At 44.4% G+C, this 20303-nt stretch carries 16 protein-coding genes; 2 read left to right on the forward strand and 14 right to left on the reverse strand.

What is annotated here, in order from left to right; genetic code table 11:
* The first annotated feature begins 174 nt into the window (after positions 1-174).
* Positions 175-1656, forward strand: a complete 1482-nt coding sequence (putP, locus tag AC1ECB_RS17760) for a sodium/proline symporter PutP (protein WP_485665023.1) — start codon at positions 175-177, stop codon at positions 1654-1656.
* 76 nt (positions 1657-1732) lie between these two features.
* On the opposite strand, the gene AC1ECB_RS17765 is transcribed toward putP, so the two are convergent.
* From AC1ECB_RS17765 to AC1ECB_RS17800, 8 genes are all read right to left on the reverse strand, one after another.
* A complete protein-coding gene (locus tag AC1ECB_RS17765) occupies positions 1733-2491 on the reverse strand; it encodes an amino acid ABC transporter ATP-binding protein (protein WP_485665024.1) in 759 nt (252 codons plus the stop codon).
* A 12-nt stretch (positions 2492-2503) separates the two neighbouring features.
* Positions 2504-3157, reverse strand: coding sequence for an amino acid ABC transporter permease (locus AC1ECB_RS17770; RefSeq protein WP_485665025.1), 654 nt, complete (start codon positions 3155-3157; stop codon positions 2504-2506).
* An 11-nt stretch (positions 3158-3168) separates the two neighbouring features.
* Positions 3169-3933: an amino acid ABC transporter substrate-binding protein gene (locus tag AC1ECB_RS17775; protein ID WP_485665026.1), complete on the reverse strand. Its 765-nt coding sequence runs from the start codon at positions 3931-3933 to the stop codon at positions 3169-3171.
* A gap of 121 nt (positions 3934-4054) precedes the next feature.
* Positions 4055-4861: a 4Fe-4S binding protein gene (locus AC1ECB_RS17780; protein ID WP_485665027.1), complete on the reverse strand. Its 807-nt coding sequence runs from the start codon at positions 4859-4861 to the stop codon at positions 4055-4057.
* Positions 4862-4898: 37 nt separating this feature from the next.
* On the reverse strand, positions 4899-5192 hold the full coding sequence (locus AC1ECB_RS17785) for an AAA family ATPase (protein ID WP_485665028.1): 294 nt from the start codon (positions 5190-5192) through the stop codon (positions 4899-4901).
* A 113-nt stretch (positions 5193-5305) separates the two neighbouring features.
* Positions 5306-5617 carry an AAA family ATPase gene (locus AC1ECB_RS17790; protein ID WP_485669364.1) on the reverse strand — a complete coding sequence of 104 codons (312 nt, stop codon included), beginning with the start codon at positions 5615-5617 and terminating at the stop codon, positions 5306-5308.
* 275 nt (positions 5618-5892) lie between these two features.
* On the reverse strand, positions 5893-6501 hold the full coding sequence (locus AC1ECB_RS17795) for a peptidylprolyl isomerase (protein ID WP_485665029.1): 609 nt from the start codon (positions 6499-6501) through the stop codon (positions 5893-5895).
* A gap of 62 nt (positions 6502-6563) precedes the next feature.
* Positions 6564-8609 (reverse strand): LTA synthase family protein, encoded by a 2046-nt coding sequence (locus AC1ECB_RS17800; protein WP_485665030.1) that lies wholly within the window; start codon positions 8607-8609, stop codon positions 6564-6566.
* Positions 8610-8849: 240 nt separating this feature from the next.
* Here AC1ECB_RS17800 and AC1ECB_RS17805 point away from each other — a divergent pair, with 240 nt between their 5' ends.
* Positions 8850-10061, forward strand: coding sequence for a hypothetical protein (locus AC1ECB_RS17805; RefSeq protein ID WP_485665031.1), 1212 nt, complete (start codon positions 8850-8852; stop codon positions 10059-10061).
* A gap of 652 nt (positions 10062-10713) precedes the next feature.
* On the opposite strand, the gene AC1ECB_RS17810 is transcribed toward AC1ECB_RS17805, so the two are convergent.
* The 6 genes from AC1ECB_RS17810 to AC1ECB_RS17835 all read right to left on the reverse strand — a co-directional run bounded on the left by AC1ECB_RS17810 (position 10714) and on the right by AC1ECB_RS17835 (position 20279).
* Positions 10714-11250: a hypothetical protein gene (locus tag AC1ECB_RS17810; RefSeq protein ID WP_485665032.1), complete on the reverse strand. Its 537-nt coding sequence runs from the start codon at positions 11248-11250 to the stop codon at positions 10714-10716.
* A 28-nt stretch (positions 11251-11278) separates the two neighbouring features.
* Complete coding sequence (locus tag AC1ECB_RS17815; protein ID WP_485665033.1) at positions 11279-12085, reverse strand: nitroreductase family protein; 807 nt, start codon at positions 12083-12085, stop codon at positions 11279-11281.
* Between the two features lie 171 nt (positions 12086-12256).
* The gene (locus AC1ECB_RS17820; protein WP_485665034.1) at positions 12257-16990 is read right to left on the reverse strand and encodes a helix-turn-helix transcriptional regulator; all 4734 of its coding nucleotides are present in this window, start codon (positions 16988-16990) and stop codon (positions 12257-12259) included.
* A 189-nt stretch (positions 16991-17179) separates the two neighbouring features.
* Positions 17180-18115 (reverse strand): MBL fold metallo-hydrolase, encoded by a 936-nt coding sequence (locus AC1ECB_RS17825; RefSeq protein ID WP_485665035.1) that lies wholly within the window; start codon positions 18113-18115, stop codon positions 17180-17182.
* 222 nt (positions 18116-18337) lie between these two features.
* Complete coding sequence (locus AC1ECB_RS17830; protein WP_485665036.1) at positions 18338-20134, reverse strand: acyl-CoA dehydratase activase; 1797 nt, start codon at positions 20132-20134, stop codon at positions 18338-18340.
* Positions 20043-20279: a 2-hydroxyacyl-CoA dehydratase family protein gene (locus AC1ECB_RS17835; RefSeq protein ID WP_485669365.1), complete on the reverse strand. Its 237-nt coding sequence runs from the start codon at positions 20277-20279 to the stop codon at positions 20043-20045. Before AC1ECB_RS17835 ends, AC1ECB_RS17830 begins: the two co-directional genes overlap by 92 nt.
* Positions 20280-20303 lie beyond the last annotated feature (24 nt).

A 20303-nucleotide genomic window follows, 5' to 3' on the forward strand; every position in this document is an offset into this window, starting at 1 on the left:
TTATATTTTACCGCAAGGCAGTCATTGCTGTCAAAATTCTTTTTAAAACGCAATTTACAACATCTTACCTTCTTTCAAACCTTCTTGTATACTTTACAATTAAAGTCTCTACCTATTGCACAGTTTTACGTATTAGGGTTATAATTTTACATATTGCAAGGGAGGGATATATACATGTTAGAATTGAATATGGGAGTCGTTATTGCCTTTGTGGTCTATCTAGGTGCAATGATGGCAATTGGTATCTATTATTGGCGGCAGGAACAAAAAATGTCTCAGTACATATTAGGCGGTCGTCAGCTAGGTGCCTGGGTTACCTCAATGAGCGCCGAAGCCTCTGATATGAGCGGCTGGATGCTGATGGGCCTGCCAGGTTATGCCTATGTGGCCGGGCTTGGCGCAGGCTGGATTGCCTTAGGACTTATTTTAGGGACCTGGGCCAACTGGCAGTTTATCGCCAAACGGCTGCGCAAGTACACCGAAATCGCCAATGACTCACTAACGATGCCTGATTATTTTCAGAACCGCTTTCGGGATAATTCTCAACTTCTCCGGGTTATATCAGCAGTATTTATTCTTATTTTCTTTTTGATTTATACGTCTTCAGGCTTTGTTGCCGGTGGAAAATTATTTAACACCGTTTTTGGCATTCCCTATACTTGGGCAATGATTTTAGGCGCTTTTGTCGTAGTATTTTACACCTTTCTCGGCGGCTTCATGGCTGTCTGCTTGACAGACTTTGTGCAAGGCGTCATGATGTTTTTTGCCATTCTGGCTGTACCAGTCACCGCCGCCTTTATGATGGGCGGCCCCGCAACTACTGTTGCGGCTCTAGCTACCTTAAATGCCGAAATGTTTAATCCTTTTACCACCCCTGAAGGTAAGCCGTTATCGCTTATTGCTATTATTTCTCTGTTGGCATGGGGACTTGGTTATTTCGGTCAGCCGCACATCTTAGTCAGATTCATGGCTATTAAATCATCTGCACAAATCAAGCAAGCGACCCATATCGCTATGACTTGGGTTGTCCTGTCATTATCAGCCGCCGTGCTGGTCGGTATGGTAGGCCGGGTCTATTTACAACAACCGCTCACAGGTTCGGCAGTCGAGACTGTATTCATGGTTATGACTCATGATCTTTTTTCCAGTTTTTTTGCCGGCCTTATTCTCTCGGCCGTTTTGGCAGCTGTCATGAGTACTGCTTCATCCCAGCTGTTAGTCACAGCCTCAGCTGTATCCCAAGACTTTTATAAAGCCTTAATTAACAAAAACGCCAGTGAAAAACAGTTGGTTTGGGTTAGTCGTATGACTGTAATTAGCGCTACCGTTATTGCCGTTCTTATCGGCCTTGACCCCAATAACTTCGTATTAGATATGGTATCCTATGCCTGGGCCGGCTTTGGCGCTGCTTTTGGCCCAGCACTGATATTATCACTCTTCTGGAATCGCATGACCCGTAACGGTGCCTTAGCAGGCATTGTTGTCGGCGGCATCACCGTACTTATCTGGAAACAACTGGCACTGTTTGGGCTGTATGAAATCGTGCCTGGCTTTATCTTGTCCTGTCTGGCAATTTATGTTGTGAGTATTTTTGATACTCCACCAGCACAGATAATTCTTGATGAGTTTGAAAAAGTAAACAACAGCAGCATCTAGTAACAACACGAAACCAAAAGCGAGATTGTTTCACTGGGGTATCAGTGAAACAATCTCGCTTTTTAATACTCTTTACCTACACTACCCTCTGTAAGAAGGCCCTTGTCCGGGCCTGTGACGGCGAACCAAATACAGCGTCCGGCGACCCTGCTTCAACAATCTCGCCATTGTCCATGAAAATAACCCGGTTGGCTACTTCTCTGGCAAACGCCATTTCATGGGTAACAACAATCATGGTCATATGTTCTTCAGCCAGCTTACGCATGGATTTCAGAACTTCGCCGGTCAGTTCCGGATCAAGTGCTGAGGTTGGTTCATCAAACAGCATGATGTCCGGATTCATGGCCAACGCCCTGGCAATAGCCACTCGCTGTTTTTGGCCACCTGACAGGCGTGAGGGATAAACATCGCGTTTTTCAGCTAGCCCGACTTTGCGCAAAAGTTCTTCAGCCTGAGGCCCAATATCCTCGCGTTTACAGCCTTTGACCGTAATCGGCGCTTCAATAACGTTTTCCAGCACAGTAAGATGGGGGAAAAGGTTAAACTGTTGAAATACCATCCCCATCCGGCGGCAAATCTGTCTGGCCTCGGCTTCAGCGGCATAGTTGACTTTTCCCTGACCGCTATCTGTTACCAGCACATCGCCCTCAATCTCGATAGACCCTTGATCAATGGTTTCCAAGCGGTTCAGGCAGCGCAAAAAAGTGCTTTTGCCTGAACCGGAGGGACCGATAATAGCAATAACCTCGCCTTTGTCCACCGTAAGCGATATGCCTTTTAAAACTTCAAGTTGGTTAAACTGTTTATGAATGTTTACTGCTTTAATCATGTTCATCGCCATTTGCTCCTACTCGTCATATACAGCATACTTCTTTTCCAGCTTTTGAAACAACCAGGTAAGTGCCAATGTCATAATCAGGTAAAATACGGCAGCAACAATAAATGGCATTGTATTAAAATCCCGCTGTACAATGGCTCTGGTTGTCCGCAGCAGATCATTCATAGCCAGAACATAGATCAGGGAAGTATCTTTGACCAGCGTAATGGTTTCATTGCTCACCGGCGGCAGCACGCGTTTAATGACCTGAGGCAAAACAATACGGCGCATTGTTTGCATATAGGTCATGCCCAATACCTTGGCGCCTTCATACTGACCGCGATCAATGGATTGAATGCCTGCCCGGAATATTTCAGCAAAATAAGCGGCATAGTTGAGTACAAAGGCCAATAGCGCCGCCGAAAAATCAGGCAGCCGCACACCAACATAGGGTAAGAACGGCAGCCCAAAATAGATGAACAGGAGTTGCAGCATCAGGGGCGTTCCCCGAAACAGCCAAATGTATACACCGACCGCACTGCTCAGGGCCTTGAACCGGGAAATACGGGCCAAGGCCAATAGCAAACCCAGAGGCAAGGCAAGGACAATAGTGGCAAAAAACATTTGCAGCGTCACTACCGTGCCTTCCAGAAGCGGCGACAGAATTCCTAGTACATAGTCCATTTATGTCTTCCTTACTTCACAATATCTTCGCCAAACCATTGCTGGGAAATTTTTGCTGAGGTACCGTCTTTCTTCATTTCATCCAGAGCCTTTTGCAGCTTGCCTAAAAGTTCTTTATCTTCTTTACGCAAGCCTACACCATATTCCTCTGAACCGAAGTTATCTTTTAAGATCGTGTATTCGCCCGGTTTTTTAGCTATATAGTACCGGCCAACAATTTCGTCCACCACGACCGCATCGAGACGGCCGGTCTTTAAATCCATAAGTGCAGCTACGTTGTCGCCAAACTTCTTGAGTTCTTTAAACGACTTCATAGCAGCAGCATCTTTCTCAATAGCCTCAATGCTGCTGCTGCCTTCCTGCGTACCTACTACTTTGCCAGCTAAATCAGCCTTGGTTTTAATCGGCGAATTAGCGGCCACAACAATAATTTGGCGATTTTCCATATAAGCGTTGGTAAAGAGGATATTCTCCTTGCGCTTTTCCGTAATCGTCAAACCATTCCATAGCACATCGACCCGTTTACCACTCAGTTCTGCTTCTTTGCTATTCCAATCAATAGGTTTAAATTCAACTTCTACGCCCATACGCTTGGTAGCTTCTTTCGCCATATCGACGTCAAAACCGATAATGTTGTTTTTATCATCCCGGAATCCCATGGGTGGAAAATTGTCATCAAGGCCAACCACAATTTTTTTCTTGTCGGCTCCGCCGCATCCGGCTACCAACATTCCGGCCACCAGTAACACTAACATAGCTGCTATTAATTTTCTCACTCTAACTCCTCCACTCTCCCTAAATTCTACCCTTATTTTACTTTACCGTATTAAAGTTTGGAAACAATAAAAAGCGCCGTTTGCGTAAACGGGGTTAATGTTTGTATTAAAAATCTTGCATTTACGGCATAACTCTCAGTATATTGTGTTCTTTTGGAAAAGACTTAATCGGTACAGTCGCTTCGCATGGCACGGCAGTCTGACATTTACCGCAGCCATAGCGTGGTTTATAGCGCACCGCTGTGCCGTCAAGATACTTAGCACAAATATCATTGTTTTTGCCTGTAGCATCAATGGCCTGGGGCGGGCAGCGCTTGATACAGGCACCGCATTTACTGCAATATTCATCATAGGTCTGGTAACTGCGCGGCGTAGGAAGAATATCTGTCGTGACAATAACACTGCCCAGCCGCCCGGCAGCACCGGCCTTAGTGATAAATGATCTGTTCAAACTAAAGGTACCCAACCCGGAAATATAGGCAATATGCCGCTCAGACCAATTGCTTTTGCGATTAATTACAGCAAACCGTTCATCAAGCCCTGGCGCTACAGCCTGATAACCGGCCGCTTGAAACCACTCTACCAAATACTTGCGCAGAGCGTCATTGACCATTTCGCCTTCAATCCGCGCATACAGCCATTCAGCAGCCGGCAGCTCACCTCGCCGGTTAGCCTTCCGTACAGCCTGACTAAAAGGCAAAAAATAAGCGATTACTGCTTGAGCCGCCGGCAGCCATTCACGCGGTGACAAATGATTGGGGCCGACAATATTATCTGCCTTTAACGTCTCAAATAAAGCATCCTCTGCACGAGACACACCTACCAACGGTTTATCATAGATTTTGTCCAGGCCAATTTCAGCCGCAGCATTAAGCGGTGTACCGGCGATAAAGTCAATCACCGCTTGTTCGATTGTCTGTAGTTCCAAAGTTCTCCCTCCATTTGCCTATGTTACACTATATTTTCTAAGTGTTCATTAATATCTTCAGCATCTTTTCCCGGTTATTAATAAATTCACGCATAATAACATAATGCTCAGTTTGCTCATATTCAATTTCTGCCAGGCCGGTTTCTGTCAGCTGTACTATCTTTGCATCAGGATAAGCCATAATAATCGGCGAATGAGTTGTTATGACAAACTGTGAATCCTGCTGAGCCAACTCATGAATCCGCGAAATCATAGCCATTTGACGTAATGGAGATAGCGCTGCTTCAGGCTCATCTAAGATGTATAGGCCCTGTCCCCCAAACCGGTTCATAAAAGTTGCAAAAAATGCTTCTCCATGTGATTGCTCGTGAAGTGACCGCCCACCATAAGAATCGATTACTCTCGCACCTGCACCTTCCCGGTCAAGCTCTTCTATTGTTGTCGCTAAATTATAGAAACTTTCAGCCGAAAAAAGAAACCAGTGCGAGGCCTTTTAATCCCTTTCACAAGGCGGATATATTGATATAATTCCGAGTGAGAGGGTCTGGACGCAAAATTGAAATTAAGGGTTCCGCCCTCCGGATTAAATCCCCAAGCCACCGCAATGGCCTCTAAAAATGTGGATTTTCCCGTACCATTTTCGCCCACAATCATCGTCACTTTAGGATGAAACTCAATACTATCTAAATCCTTAAATGCCGGCAGGCAAAACGGATACTCTGCCGGCGATTTTATCTGCTCGCGTTCTACTTTCACACTCCGCAAATAAGCCCCATTACTCAGCAATAAACATACACACCCCTCATGTCAAAGGTAATCTATTTTTCGCTGCAATAGTATTATACCGATATAAAAAAGCGCTATCGCGCCCTTGAAGATACGGCTAACCACAGAGAGCGCAGAAGAGAGATGTATATCGAGACGTTCCCTCTGCGTACTCTGCGTCTCTGCGGTTAAAAATACTTATACTTTCTTCATGTACCAAAAACCGGAACCTAAAGATCCCGGCTTTAGCTTGTCTTGCTTACAGACTACTTGGCTTGTTCAATAGTAATCTTCTTAATAACAACATCTTCTACTGGTTTATCCTGCGGGCCTGTCTTAACTTTGCCGATAGCCTGAACAACATCCATACCTTCAATTACCTTGCCAAAAACGGCATGTTTGTTATCAAGCCAGGGTGTTGCTTTCAGCGTAATAAAAAACTGGGAGCCGCCGGTATTGGGACCAGCATTTGCCATCGAGATGACACCTTCCGAATGCTTGAGGTCGCTGTGAAATTCATCAGGTATTGTATAACCGGGGCCACCTGTGCCATTACCCTTGGGATCACCGCCTTGAATCATAAAGTCGGCAATAACCCGGTGGAAAATCAAGCCATTATAAAACCCTTTATCGGCAAGGGTAATAAAGTTTTTGCTGGTCTGCGGAGCTTTATCTTCGAACAATTCTATCCGGAAATTGCCTTGCGAGGTTTCGAACAATGCTACACTGTTTTTCTTCGTGGAACCATCTGTTTGTGTTTGTGGCAGAGTATTCTCTGCTTGCTTAGGCAAACTGGTATTGCTGCCGGCACAACCTGCCGTTGAAAGTACCAATAATGTAAGCAGCAAGATAAACGTAGTTACATATTTTTTCATAAGATCACTCTCTTCTTTTATTTGTTATCCAAATATTAGTATATCACATTAGGTTACATAGTTTAAATTGATTTTACCGTTTGCAACATTTTTCCGTACTTTATTCGCCACCAGGATATAGCCCTGGCCGAATCAATTTCCTGGCGAATTTTATCCTGGTCTGGCGGTAAGAGGCCAGTCTTGGACAAGTGCGTTTCTTTGTAATCATTATCGGCGTTGCCCATATAGCCTGGCGTAATCCAAAAACCATAATTCATACCAAAATCATTGCCATTTGTCAGACTGCGTCCCACAGAATAATACTCAAACCCGCTAGGAGCAACAAGTTCCAGCAAGGTTGGTATAACATTAATATGGCTGCCTGCCGTTTGCTCAGGAAAAGTCTCTTTGCTGATATTTTTGCCATAGACAATAAAGGGGATGGCATACCGCTCAAACATGGCTGGATTTGTCTCCACATTAACCCGGTCAGCATGGTCGCCAACAATAACAAACAGGCTGTCCGGATACTGCTGACGGGCCTCTTTAACAAACTTGGTCAACATTTTATCCGCATACCAAAAATGCCCCAGCTTCTTAATAAGCTCCTGGTCATTCTTACATTTATCTGGTAAGCCGGCAGTAACAATAGCAGGATCAAAATCTTCCTTGGCCAGATCGACCGTATAGGGCGAATGATTGGATACCGTAATAATAACATGGAAACCAGGTTTGTCATTCTTCACTTGTCCAAGCACAGCTTGATACAAATCGGCATCATCTACACCCCAAACATTGCCGCCTCCACTAGTAAAATCGCCCATACCATGAAATGATTCAAAGCCCTGTGCCAGCGTAAAATCTCTGATTTTTTCCCAGGTGGCAGGCCCTGCATACCAGCAATCAGCAGTATAGCCCAGCCGCTTCATCTGTGGTGCCAGTGCAGTAGCATACGGTTCTTTGTAAGACTCCGGCAAATAGTTTAGATACAGGTTAGCCTCAGCTAAGCCGGTAAGTACACCCATTACGCCGGAAATAGTACTCATACCATTTGGTAAAAAATTAGGTACATAGGCGGCGTCCTCTTGCGCAATGAGCTCCTTCATGCCGCCCGCAATAGCAAGGTTACTGTACTGGGGCAGTAGCGGCCAATTGGCATAACTTTCGGCAATAATAAGAAATACCTGTCTGGGCGGCGCCTCTGTTCCTACTATTACTTTTTTGCGTAAAAAGTCATCCAAATTAACGGAATTCACTTGTTTTCCCGCCAGATAGCTGCCATAATCATTTAGCCGCGCCGGCTCCATATCCAGACCAGTAGAAGAACAAACCCGTTCATGTAAAACATAGGCCCGATACAATGCCTGCACATCATCCAAAATAGCTTCATTAAGCAGCTGATCTTTAGTAACTCCGGAATTCTCCCAGTCGATATTATAGGCATAAGTCATGGTTCCACCAAACCGAATAAAAATAGCCAGATAAAAAATGACTACAAGCAGAGCCGCACGAATAGCAATGTTTTGATACCATTTAGATAACCGGGGGAAGCTGAAGGTTTTAGCAGCCAACCACCGCTGCAGTACTTTGCACAATAACAAGGCTGTCATGCTCGCCAATAACACTCTGACAGGCAAATTATACTGCTCGACAACAGTATGCACAATTGCCGTCACATCATCATTTAACGTATTGAACAATAATTGATTAAAGGCCATACGAAATTCCTGGTAGTAGGGAATACGCGCATGAAATAAAAAGCTAAGTATCGTAACATAACCCGCCCCTAGATAAAAGCGAATATGGCTAAGCCGCTTCCAGGGAAGAAACAAGCGCACGCCCGTACAACAAACAAACGGCACCAGCACCAGCATTCCCGCACTTTTCAAGCTGATTCGCAAACCATAATATAGTGCTGAAACAATGTCGCTCACGGTCACGGCTTCGCTCAAAAAGGAATGCATGACCACGATAAAGCCAACGCGAAATAAACAGAAGACTCCTACTATGAAAATAAAGAGTTTGCAATCCTGCTGCAACTCCGTGTAAAATTCATCCCAACAAACCAGCCTGATAATAAACCCAACCTTTCCCACCTTTAAGATAGCTACCGCTTTACTACTATTCAAAACTCCGGTAGATTTCTACTTTATTTGATAAAATCCTGCCATAGTCAGCAAAGTTTTTTAACTAAAACAAAAAAGGCTACCCTCAGGCGGCCTCAAATAATACATTTTTAAGACAAACGAGCGCTCACTTTGTCTGATCCTGTTTTTTTTAAAATTGGCTAATCATCCATAAACTGTCGCGGTTGCTATCTTCTATTTTGGCAGACAATAATAAAAACTTGGTATAGAAAGGAGCAGACTATGAAGCACACCAGCCGTAGAAAAAGTGCCAAACGCAGGTGCAAGCGTCTAGTGGCCGCCCTTGCCGGTGCTGCTGTTGTAACCTCAGCTATGCTGCCAGGACTTCCCCTGTCCCATGCTCATGCTGCAGAGAATACAGCTATCACAGCCCCGTCTCCGAGTACTGAGGCCAATCCTCCCACTGAAGGCCAACAAGATAATAACAGGGAAACTACTCAAGAGAATGCTGCGAACCGTGACCGTGATAAAGAACGCCCCGCTGAGCAGCAGTCTTCACCAATAGCCGCCGTCAAGGCAGCAGCTACTGCCTATGGCTTTGATGCCCGGCATGACAGTTTTTCACTACAATGGCATAGTTCGACAGAAGCTGTGGTCGTGGTTCGCACCGATAGGGGCAAAACCTACAAGGTCCGTCTAAGCAAAACAGCTGATGACTGGAAAATTAATAGTGTAACAGAGGTCGTTACCGGCGGTCATGATGATAGTGTTATCCACTTAGGCGACCCGGTAGAAGTTGTAAAAGATAATGCGGCCACCTTCGGGTTTGATGCTTACGACGATAGCTTCACACTATTGTCAAATTCGGGTGGCAAAGCCATTGTCCAGGTAAAAACCAGTGGCCAAACCTTTAAAGTTGATCTGGAAAGAAGCGGCACAAAATGGATAATCACCACAATTCGCGGCATCGGCAACAGCAAATACCCTGCCACCTATCGTCCAGCCAGCCTCTATGGTTATCGAACGCTAGGCGCAGCTACCGCACCGGTAACAACGGTTACTAAGAAGACACTATATAACAACAACAACTTTACCAATTGGACCTGGCACGAAAGTGTCTACCCGGCAGATATGAAAGTCGGCGTTTTACTCTCCAAGCCTGAATCAGCCGATATTGCAGATATTCCTGGCATCATTGTCGATAAAGTAGAACCGATTAATTTTGGCCGGCAGCTTGTACTCTACGCACATATCGGATCAGTAGCTAGTAAAGGTTACGGCATTGGTATTGAAAAGGTTGTCCAAACAGGCAATAACCTGACTGTTACCATCAGGACAAAAAGCCCCCTGGAAAACCACCGACTCTCACCAACTATCAATAATGACGTTATCGCCCTTGACCGTCTGACGTTAAACTTTGACAATCCAATTCATATCCAATTTATCGACCAAAATGGTACTACCCTGAGTAACTATACCTTATACCAAAAATAAAGTGTGAGAAAAAATAGATTGCATCTTTGCGCATAGCGCACAGAGATGCAATCTATTTTCTCACGCTCATGAAATGAAACTGTTGAGGAACGGGTTGTTGACAGTTTATTTCCAATAATGTTTTTATATATTCCGATCTACACTTCGTATCCCTTTGCGCTCTTTGTGTTCTTTGTGGTTTAACAAACCTAACAGACGGATGGTGTATTGCACCACTAGCGTTATCCGCCTGCAAAAATCTTTAACGCGTTGTATATAGATCGATTTCTTTTGTATTATTTCAGCTAGAGATGCGGCACGTTCCGGAGTTAACCAATCCAAAGCAATAGTTGTACCTGCCACTTCTCTCTACGCTTTCAAGTAAGGATGTTCTAGCTTAGTTAGTAAACCATCAAAAAAATTGTTAACTTGTTCTATATAAATATCATCAGGAATAAAGTTCTGTTCCAGCAATTTTTCCGTTTCCTCCGCTAGCTTGTTCTTAGTAACAATTTCTTTGCCTGCCGTTTCTAAAAGTTGCAGGTACTTTTCAATAATCGGCCGTACTGCTGCTTCAGAAGTATTGAGAAGAGTTCACCATTATACTGGTATTGCCGTCTTTACCTTTAGGACTTCCATTTATAACAGTAATCTTCATTTCTCTTTCCTCTCCTTAATAAAATATCCCGGCCTTTGCTTTTTGCTCTATGTCTGCTGCGAAAAGAGGGGTCTCACTGATGAAATGTTCGTGCGTCGGATCAGAATCACTAGGCAGAAGATTCTGAAGCATTGAGAGGAACGTCATATCTGCCGTCTCAGCCATAACGTTACAGGTCAGCCTACATGACTGGGCAGACTCAGCTGCAATTTTAAGTTCCCAGGTAACTTTAACCAATACTGAAAAGGTTCCATCCGGTCCCCCGATCCACATAACCGAGCTGGATACAGTGCGTACGTGATCAGGCTGAGCTAGGTCCTCGATAAAGTTATTCACAATAAAATTACCACCAATTGTTTCGACACTTACCGCAACTCGCTTACCACTCGGTAGACGGCCTTGTACCATACCGTTATGTCCGGACGAACATGCTCTGTATTCCTCATCCGTAAGGCTAAAAAACCATTTTGCCAGATCGATCGATTTCAGTGGAACGTTGAGTACAGCGTTATTGTTCCCCTGTCCAATAGTTACCATTTGTTGGGTTGCCATTTTCCTTTTCCTCCTCCCCTATCGATTCTTATCGCCAGGTTACTTCCAACGGATTCCTATCAACCAGCCTTTGGTAAGTATAGCGGGGATAGCCCACCATCAGCGCCCCGACTATAGCCATGTTTTCCCCGATGTCCAGCAGCCGGTACATTTCAGGATAACCGGTAAAACCACATATCTCCAATAAGCCGGCCCAACAAGTTCCCAGCCCTAGGGTTGGCGCGAATAGTTCAACATAATCCAATGAATGGCGCGCATTGTCCCGTCCGAGGAAATGCTCTTTGGGAGCCATGGCAACAATCAAATGTGGTGCATCTCGCAGGATAACATCTTGTTTGGTGTTTCGGTAAACGTCCACAGAACCCTTGAACGGCATAACCCAATCCACGTTGTTCCCAATTTGTTCTTCCAGATATTGCACCGTCACCTCAGTTAGCTTTGCCATCAGTTCCCGCTTAGTAACGACTAGGTATGACAGACCCTGGCTATTGCAACCGGATGGTGCAAATCTGGCAATATCCAGCAGTTGCAGCAATAGCTCTTGCGGGACGGCCTCCTGCTTGTAAGAGCGGATCGACCGGCGCGATCTTAAAAAACGGGCAGCAGCCGCCGGGTCCAGCACAGGAAGATCATTTACAGGCACTTGTTTACTAAGTGGTACCTGTGGATGATCTAACGCCCCTACCGGGCATACCGCAACACAATGCCCACACTTAACACATACTTCCGGCAAAAGCAGTTCCAGCCCCTGCTGCCGCATTTCAATAATTCCCATAGCCGGGCATACTTCTACGCAAGTACCACATTGGGTACACTTTGCACTTACAGTTAACATTATCAAACACCTCCTTTAATAATAACAGTCTTTTTATTAATACTTGATATCCTTAGATACATAGGCTAATTTTAAAATTACTGTATTATTAGCCAAAGAGGATCACCCAAACGGGTGAGATGTGATATTTTCAAAAAAACATCCCTTCAACAGCGCAGAGGAATGTTTTTCTTAGTTTATCAGCTTTAATTCCTTAGCCCTGGTTACGGCCTGTACTCTCCGGCTCACCTGCAGCTTGCCATATATATTCAGGATATGGGTCTTGACGGTATTTACAGTGAGCTTCAATCTCAAGGCAATTTCCTTGTTCGACATGCCGGCGGCAATTAGGCGTAAGACATCCAGTTCCCGCTCTGTGAGCGGCTCAATCATTGGCAACGGGGTAGCGTCTACTGTGGCGGCAGCTTCTGCTAGAAATGCTTGCAGCTTCTGGATATAGGCTATTTGACTGGATAACAATCGCAATACTTCCACTCGTTCCGGTGTGAACACTCCGGTCAACAGGCTGTTTTCCAGGTACAGGGCCCCTACAGGTATGCCCTGAAGGATCAAAGGCAGACAAACAACAGCTTTTGAACACGACTGAATAATATAGGGATCTTTAGCAAAGATTCCAGCTTGTTTGATGTCATTTACGATTACGGGTTCCAGTGTCCGGGCAACATAGCGGACCATCATCTGTGAGAGATTAACGCTTTTTTCCAGGAGAAGTGGTGTTACTGTCGCCGCCGAGTGTGGACCATTGTCTTTAGCGGCTTCAATAAACAGTATCTCATCTTTCTCCAGAATTAGATAACCCTTATCAGCTCCGGCATTCTCAATAGCAATATCTAAAACGCTTTTCAACAATTTGGCTGGGTTTGTTTCTTCAGCTACTCTCTGTACCGCTTGCACGACAGTATACAGTTCCAGTTTACCAGTAGCTTCGTTATTGCCACCATCAGCAACTTGGTAGGCTTTTTTTAATATTTCTATGGTTTCAAGCTCTTCATCTACAATAGATGTTCCAGCCAGCAGATGCAGATATTGGATTTCAAGATTTTGTACCTTTCTGTTGGCTCCCCACTTGGTATATCCGCTGCGAGCGTCGATTAGATAGACTTGAGCAACTTTATCCCGTCCTTTGGCGAAATAAAACTTGGCTGCCAACTCGTTGGCGAGAGCCTCATTCTGCAAATAGCCGTTTTCGCGGGCAGATTGAATGGACTGGTCGTACAAGGTCATGGCTTCATTGTCTTCACCGTTCAGGCGAGCTATTTCGGCGGCAATCAGCAGGTATTTGTGGAGAAAGTTTGCCAGACAGGAATTTGACCACTTATTCATCCGTTGCTGGTTTTCTCTAAGTAGTTTCCGGTATTTCTTCTGTTGGTTTTTCGGCAGTTGGTCAATGCTAGCAGTTATTACTAAGGAACAATAGAAAATGTACTCGGCGGCAAGCAATAGACCGCTGATTATCTTAAAGTCTTGGCAAGTTTGTTCCACCAGGGCCAAGGCTTTCGCGTTATCACCATAGAGGTAATATAATTGGATTTTTGAAAAATGATAAGTCATAATAGCTGTATGATCTTCTTGTAAGCATTTTCGGAAATCTTCTTCCGTGTAATCAGCATTGCTTAGGGTTTCAAGGTTTCCGGCCAATCCTATTAAATTGGCTATCAGTAATTGATAATTTAATAGTCTCACCCGTTTTGCAAAGTTATAGTAGCGCTGTCCTCCCTCATAAAGCTCGGGCAAAGAAGCTCCTAGCAAATACTTTGTTTCAATAATCAAGGTCTTCGCATACCAGACAAACAGCAATTCTCCCGCATCGAGACCATAATCAACAGCTTTCTGCAAGTGATCAACGCTGGTGCTGCCATGGTTAGTCCAGTGGCTGGCATATATGCCGGCAGTAAAATAGAATATGCACTTGGCAAAACTATTATCGTATTTCTCAATAAGTTTTAAGGCCTTTTGTTCAAACTCATGCCCTGTTTTATAGTCTCCCAGCACATTGCCGAAAAAGACAGTGTAGTTGATATAGCCAGTAGGAGAAAAATCGGTATTGCCATACTTAATAGATATATTGGCAACTTTTAGCATAATGAACATACATAATCTTGAATTGATCATAGCTGCCGCACACGCTTGGGTTATGAGAAGCCGAATAATTTTCTTTTTCACTGGATCGGTCATTTCCGGTAAATTAGTAATATCGGTCAATCTGCGGTGTCGCAAGTACCATTTTGCCAGCAAAACTTCCTTGATAAAAGCAAATTTTCCAGGGTTATCCGGCAAATCGAACCCCAACAGTTTTAAGGCTTTTATTCCTAATTGAAGCGTTTCATGATACTTTTTAATTCCTAAATTCAAAGTCATTTTAATAAGACAGATATTGGCCTTTTCCATGTTTGTTTGAGCCCTGTCCATTAGAAAATTAAACAATTGATTTGCTGTGTCGAAATGGTCACAAAGATACTCACATTGAGCACGTTCCAGGTGAAGGTCATAAGTCAAGCGGTAATACTCCTGCCAAGCATTGTCAGGGAGGAGGGCTATGCCGGAATTAAAATATTCCAGCGCTGAACCGTAAGCAGTTGAAGCTTTGGCCTTCTGACCGGCTAGCAAATTGTACTCCGCTAATTTAATCTTCTCAGCCAGGTAATCGAATAAATCCAGAGCGCGGTTCAAGTGGTCCATAATGTCAAAAATCTTTTCATCCAGTTCATTCTGAGCCGTATTTTGCAAAAGCAACCGGCCAATTTGCAAGTGTATCTCCTGTTTTTTCTCTTCCGGGACCAAGGAATAAGCTGCCTGCTGGACACGGTCATGCAAAAACTCGTATTTTGTTTCAGAATTGATAGCCTTATATACATGACAGAACAATCGATAAGTATGGTCAAAACCATTTCTGGGCAGTACGAGGCCTTCAATAATTGCCAACCGGAGGTTGGCAATTGTTTGGCCAGGTGTCTGTTCACAAGCAAGGGATAGCGTTTTTAGGTCAAATGTATTACCGATGCAAGCGGCCAGCTGCAAGACATTACGGGTTTCGGCCGGAAGCCTTTGCAACTTGTCTGTCATAAAATTAATTACATCGTTAGTCATGGGCATTTCATCGATAGAAGCCGACTCCCATTCCAAACACCGGTCATTCGTGTTAAAGCGCAGAAGATTTTTCTCATACGCGGACTGTAACAACTGACCAAGAAAAAAGGGGTTGCCGCCTGTCTTCCGGTAAAGCATTTCTGCTAGCAGCTGTGACTTGCCAGTCCCTCTTAAACAGTGTAAGGTATCGGCGACAAATTGAAAGGTGCAGGCTTGATCCAGGGGCGCCAGTGATATATGTTGTATAGGGATTTTCATTTTTTGCAGTTCATTCAGGGTGAGCAGTAGTGGGTGCACGCCGGTTACCTCGTTATCCCGGTATGCACCGATAAAAAACAAGTTGTGACTGTCCGGATCTTCACATAAGTATTGGAGCAAATTTAGTGATGCGGAATCGACCCATTGCAAGTCATCCAGAAAAATGACTAAGGGATGTTCTTTTTGGGTAAATACCCGGATGAAATTTCTAAATACCAATCGGAAGCGGTTTTGAGCTTCCCGCGGCTGAAGTAATTCAGCTGGCGGTTGGGTCCCAATAATCAATTCTACTTCAGGAATAACTTGGGTAATCACCGCGCCATTCCGGCCCAGAGCGCGCAAAAGTTTTTCTTTCCAAGCAACAAGACTCTCCTGGTTTTCAGTCAAAAACTGCCGCATCAAATCTCTAAACGCCTGAATAAACGGGGCATAGGGGATGTTCTGTTGAAGCTGGTCTGATTTTCCGGTTATCAAGTATCCTTTTTTGATCGCAAGAGGTCTAAATCCTTCCTGAATCAATACCGTTTTTCCGGTACCTGCATACCCATACACCAGCACCAGTCCAGCCCGGCCTAAACGCACACTTTCAAAGGCATCTGTGAGAACTTTTATCTCCCGTTCCCGACAATAAAGCTTGTTAGGAAACTGAAAACGTCCAGACAAGTCTACCTGCCCGAGGATAAACGGCTGAATCGCTCCGCTCTGGTTCCATTGTCGCTGGCATTCTGCCAAGTCTGCCAGAAGTCCCAAGGCGTTTTGATATCGTTTTCCGGCCATTTTGGCCAATAATTTCATGATGACGGCGGAAAGCGCAGGCGGAATGTCAGGATTGATATCTCTGAGGTTAACCGGTTTTTGGGCAATGTGGGCATAGATCCACTGAAGTTGATGGCTTGCCTGGAAAGGAAGCTGTCCAGTCAGTATTTCGTATAACACTACTCCCAGGGAATAAAAATCGCTGCGGTGGTCAATAGCCTTGCCCATCCGGCCAATCTGTTCCGGCGACATATAGGCCGGGGTTCCTGCCAGAGTATGGGGCGGAAACTCAGTGTGACCTTTCCGGGGCATAAAGGTTGCGATGCTGAAATCCGCTATTATTACCTGTTTTGTATCAGGGTGAATCAAAATAGCATCGGGTTTTAAGTTCCTGTGAATAACGCCCTTTTGATGGAGTTCACCCAACGTTTCCGTCAGTTGAATAGCAATGGAAAAGAAACCAGATAGGTCCGGTTGATTAGCACGCAGGTATTCTTTGAGCGGTATAACCGTGATATCTTCCACAATCAAAGCAACGATTAATCCAGACCATTCCAGCTTTATCGGCTTGATAATTCCGCTAATACCTAGGTTGCGGGTAATTTCGTATTCGTTAATGATTTTCGCAATATCAAGCTGGTTGGCTCCAGCCGTAAGGGCTTTAATAATAACCGGCTGTTGGCCATGAATTTTTTGAGCCCGGCAGACTTTAAAATGGTCATACTCACAAATCTCTTCAGTAATTATATAATCAGGCAAAGAAACCATTTTGCTCAGGCCATCACTTCTCATCCGATAGTCCATATGCAATTTCAACCCCTAATAGTTGCATACCATCACTCCAGTTATTTTTAAAAATGTTATTTTTTCACTTCGAGGACTCTTTGCTTTTTCCTGCACGGTGCAATGAATAAAATAAATAGAGGTTCCAGGCGATATTCAAAATCCCCTGGAACCCAAATAAGTATATCTTGCTCCATTATTATTTGGCTGTTATTTATTATTCAGATACTTTATCCTGAGGTTCCCTTGTATCATCATTTCGCTATCTCTCTGTGGCAGGACCTTTTTAAGTTCGGAGAAGATGTACTCAATATCGTTTGATTTTGCACAGAGTTTTTTGGCATTTTTATCAAAAATACCCAGGTATTCCTTCATGTCTGCAATATCCTTTTTACCGGATATTGGACCATGCCCCGGAATGATCTGATCAACATCCATCTTCTGAATATAGTCAAGCACGGTAAGCCAACTGGGGATATTCCCATCGGCGATATAGGGGTGATAGCCTGTAAACAAGATGTCGCCGGTAAACAGGATCTTTTTGCCAGGCAGATAGACAAGGATGCTACCATCCGTATGAGAAGGCCCAGGATAGATTAGCTTAATTGTCTGATCGCCCAGGTCTATTTCCATTTGCTCGTTAAAGGTCAGGGTAGGGTAGGCGATGGTCGTTCCTTCCATATCTTTTTCCGTAAGTCCCCAACTATTTTGGACATACTGCAGCATAGTTGGGCCGGCCTTTTTTAGGTTATTTTTGTCGGTCTCTTGGGAAATGATAGTTGCCCCGAGCTTCACAAACTCCGAACTGCCCAGGACATGGTCAGAATGCCAGTGGGTAATGACGACATACTTTATAGGCTTATCAGAAATCGCACGAATGTCATTGATAAGCCGCTGCCCCTCTTTGGCCGAAGTAAGAGTATCGACAACTACGATCCCGTCTTGGCCGATAATGACTCCGGTGTTGGCAGCAAAACTATTTTGCGGTATCATGGGTTTTGTGTCTACATAACAATAAACGTTATCCGCTATTTTTGTTAACCCATTTTGTGCGAATGCGATCTGAGTAAGCAAAGAAACACCAATCAACACGATAGCTAATATTGACCGACGGCAAATTCGCGATCTTAAAATCTCTGTTACCATTTAGTTAAGCCTCCTAAAATAATATAATTTGCGCTTGCGCAGAAAACAATTAATCATTTACCTCCTCCCAAACATGTATCTTAGAAATCGAACCCAAACGGAATAGGGAGAAAACTGCGTTATACGTCACAAATGTATAATACCTTTTCTTTAATTTCATGATGACGGCGAAAACATCGGCTTTGCCGCAGCAGAGGAATGCTTTATAGAATATCTTTTTATTTATAATACATCATTATTCCATTCTTCCAACCCTATGAGCGCAGCACCTATTGCCCCTACTAGTTCGGGTTGGTCATAGATAAAAATTCTTTCCCTTACCATGGCCTCAATTGATCTGACCACCCCGGCATTCCTGGCGACGCCACCAGTCATCATGTATTCTCCTGCTTTCCCCACTTTCCCCATCAGGGAAACAGTTTTGCGGGCCACAGCGTTGCAAAGGCCATGGATGATATCCGCCCTTTCTTTATTCCGGGCAATCAATGAGATAACTTCCGACTCGGCAAAGACGGTACACATACTGGTAATGTTGATCTCTTCCTGCCATTTTTGGGAAACTGGCCCCATTTCTTCAATGGATATTTCCAGGGCTCTAGCCATCATCTCCAAGAATCTTCCTGTCCCGGCGGCGCATTTATCATTCATGACAAAATCAACGACTTCCCCCTTATCATTAAGCCTGATAATTTTACTGTCCTGCCCACCGATATCAATGACCGTGCTAATCTGGTTATTGATAAAATGGGCACCTTTGCCGTGGCAGGTAATTTCGGTGACGTGTTTATCTGCAAAAGGTATGCTGCTCCTCCCGTAACCGGTGGTTACAATCCTAGACACCTGCTCCCGGGTCAGATTGGCTTTAGCGAGGGCTTCAGTAAACACTTTATTAGCACTGTCAATACTTTTAGCCCCAGTCCGTACTACCGCGTAAGAAATAATTCGCATAGAACCATCAATAATAACGGCGTTAGTGGAGGTAGAGCCGCTATCTATTCCTGCTGCAAAATACGTTTTCCCAGTGATACTTGGCACTTTGAAATTCGAAGTTTCTTGTCTTTGTGCTTTTAAGGTTTTGATAAAAGCCTCTATCTTCGTTCGTATCTGGCCTTCACACTGTTCGGTGTAGTCTGTTTCAAGCTTTAAGACCGGTACACTCAGATTATTCTTTAACTGGGCATACTCATAGGAGTAAAAATCACAAAATTTGACTATATGGTAGATAATACCGGCTATATTGCCGATATCCTTTTGCAGCCACCCTAATCGTCCGTCGATATTTGCCATCCGTAGGCAGGGATAAGTATGAAGCAGGCTGTGAGCATAGCTAAAAAGAGCATTATCCTCATTAGCCGTAAAGGTATGCCTTACAAAGTCTCGCTGACTGGCCGTGCAGGTAAAATCATAGGCCACCTCGGCCCCAGCTTTCTTTATAGTATCGAAGATTGAGTCTTTGCACCGTGCCCCCATAAGAGCGAGGTTGACTGCCTCGTTTTTAGCAGCATATCTGCTAGCAGGAAGCATTGTCAACAGGCATTTATCGTCAAAGTTCTTGCCGGTAAAATCCCTGTAGCTACTTATCAACTTTTTAATTTCATTAACAAAAAATCTGACGGCAAAAAAATCAATTTTTCTCGGTACATCTATCATATAGACAAACTTGCCACCCCAGTGGCTTTTCAACACATCGTACAACCTTCTGATGCTGTCACAACAGGGTACCAAAATAATGCCGTCTAAGTCTCTGTCCTCAGTTTTGCTCAAGAGCTCTTCCAAAACAGCCTTGGCATAAACACAAATGTTGGGATGCAGCAGCCCATCGGCTCTGGCAAAACCGGTAATGGCAGAGTCTATTCTTACCACCTCTGCACCGAAGCCTTGCAGCACCTCGATGGGGGTATATTTACACACATAGCCCAGCACCCTATTACCTCCTCCTACTTTGGTGCCTGACCATTTCCAGGAAGGCCTCCAGCCTGGTTTGCTGCTGCCCGCTGTGTCCGTTTCTACGGTCGACACTATCGCCCTCCAAAACTAAAGATGATATTCCATTTGCCTGTAAAGTTTTCTGCAAAAGGGCTGAACCCCCGCTGGAAGTTTTGCAACCCCAGTTACAGAATTCTATTATTGCATCAGGCTTGAGTATGTCCAGTAAATCAAGAATGGCTTGATGACATCTTAAAACCCC

It is taken from the genome of Sporomusa sp. 246TCP1, assembly GCF_057319775.1.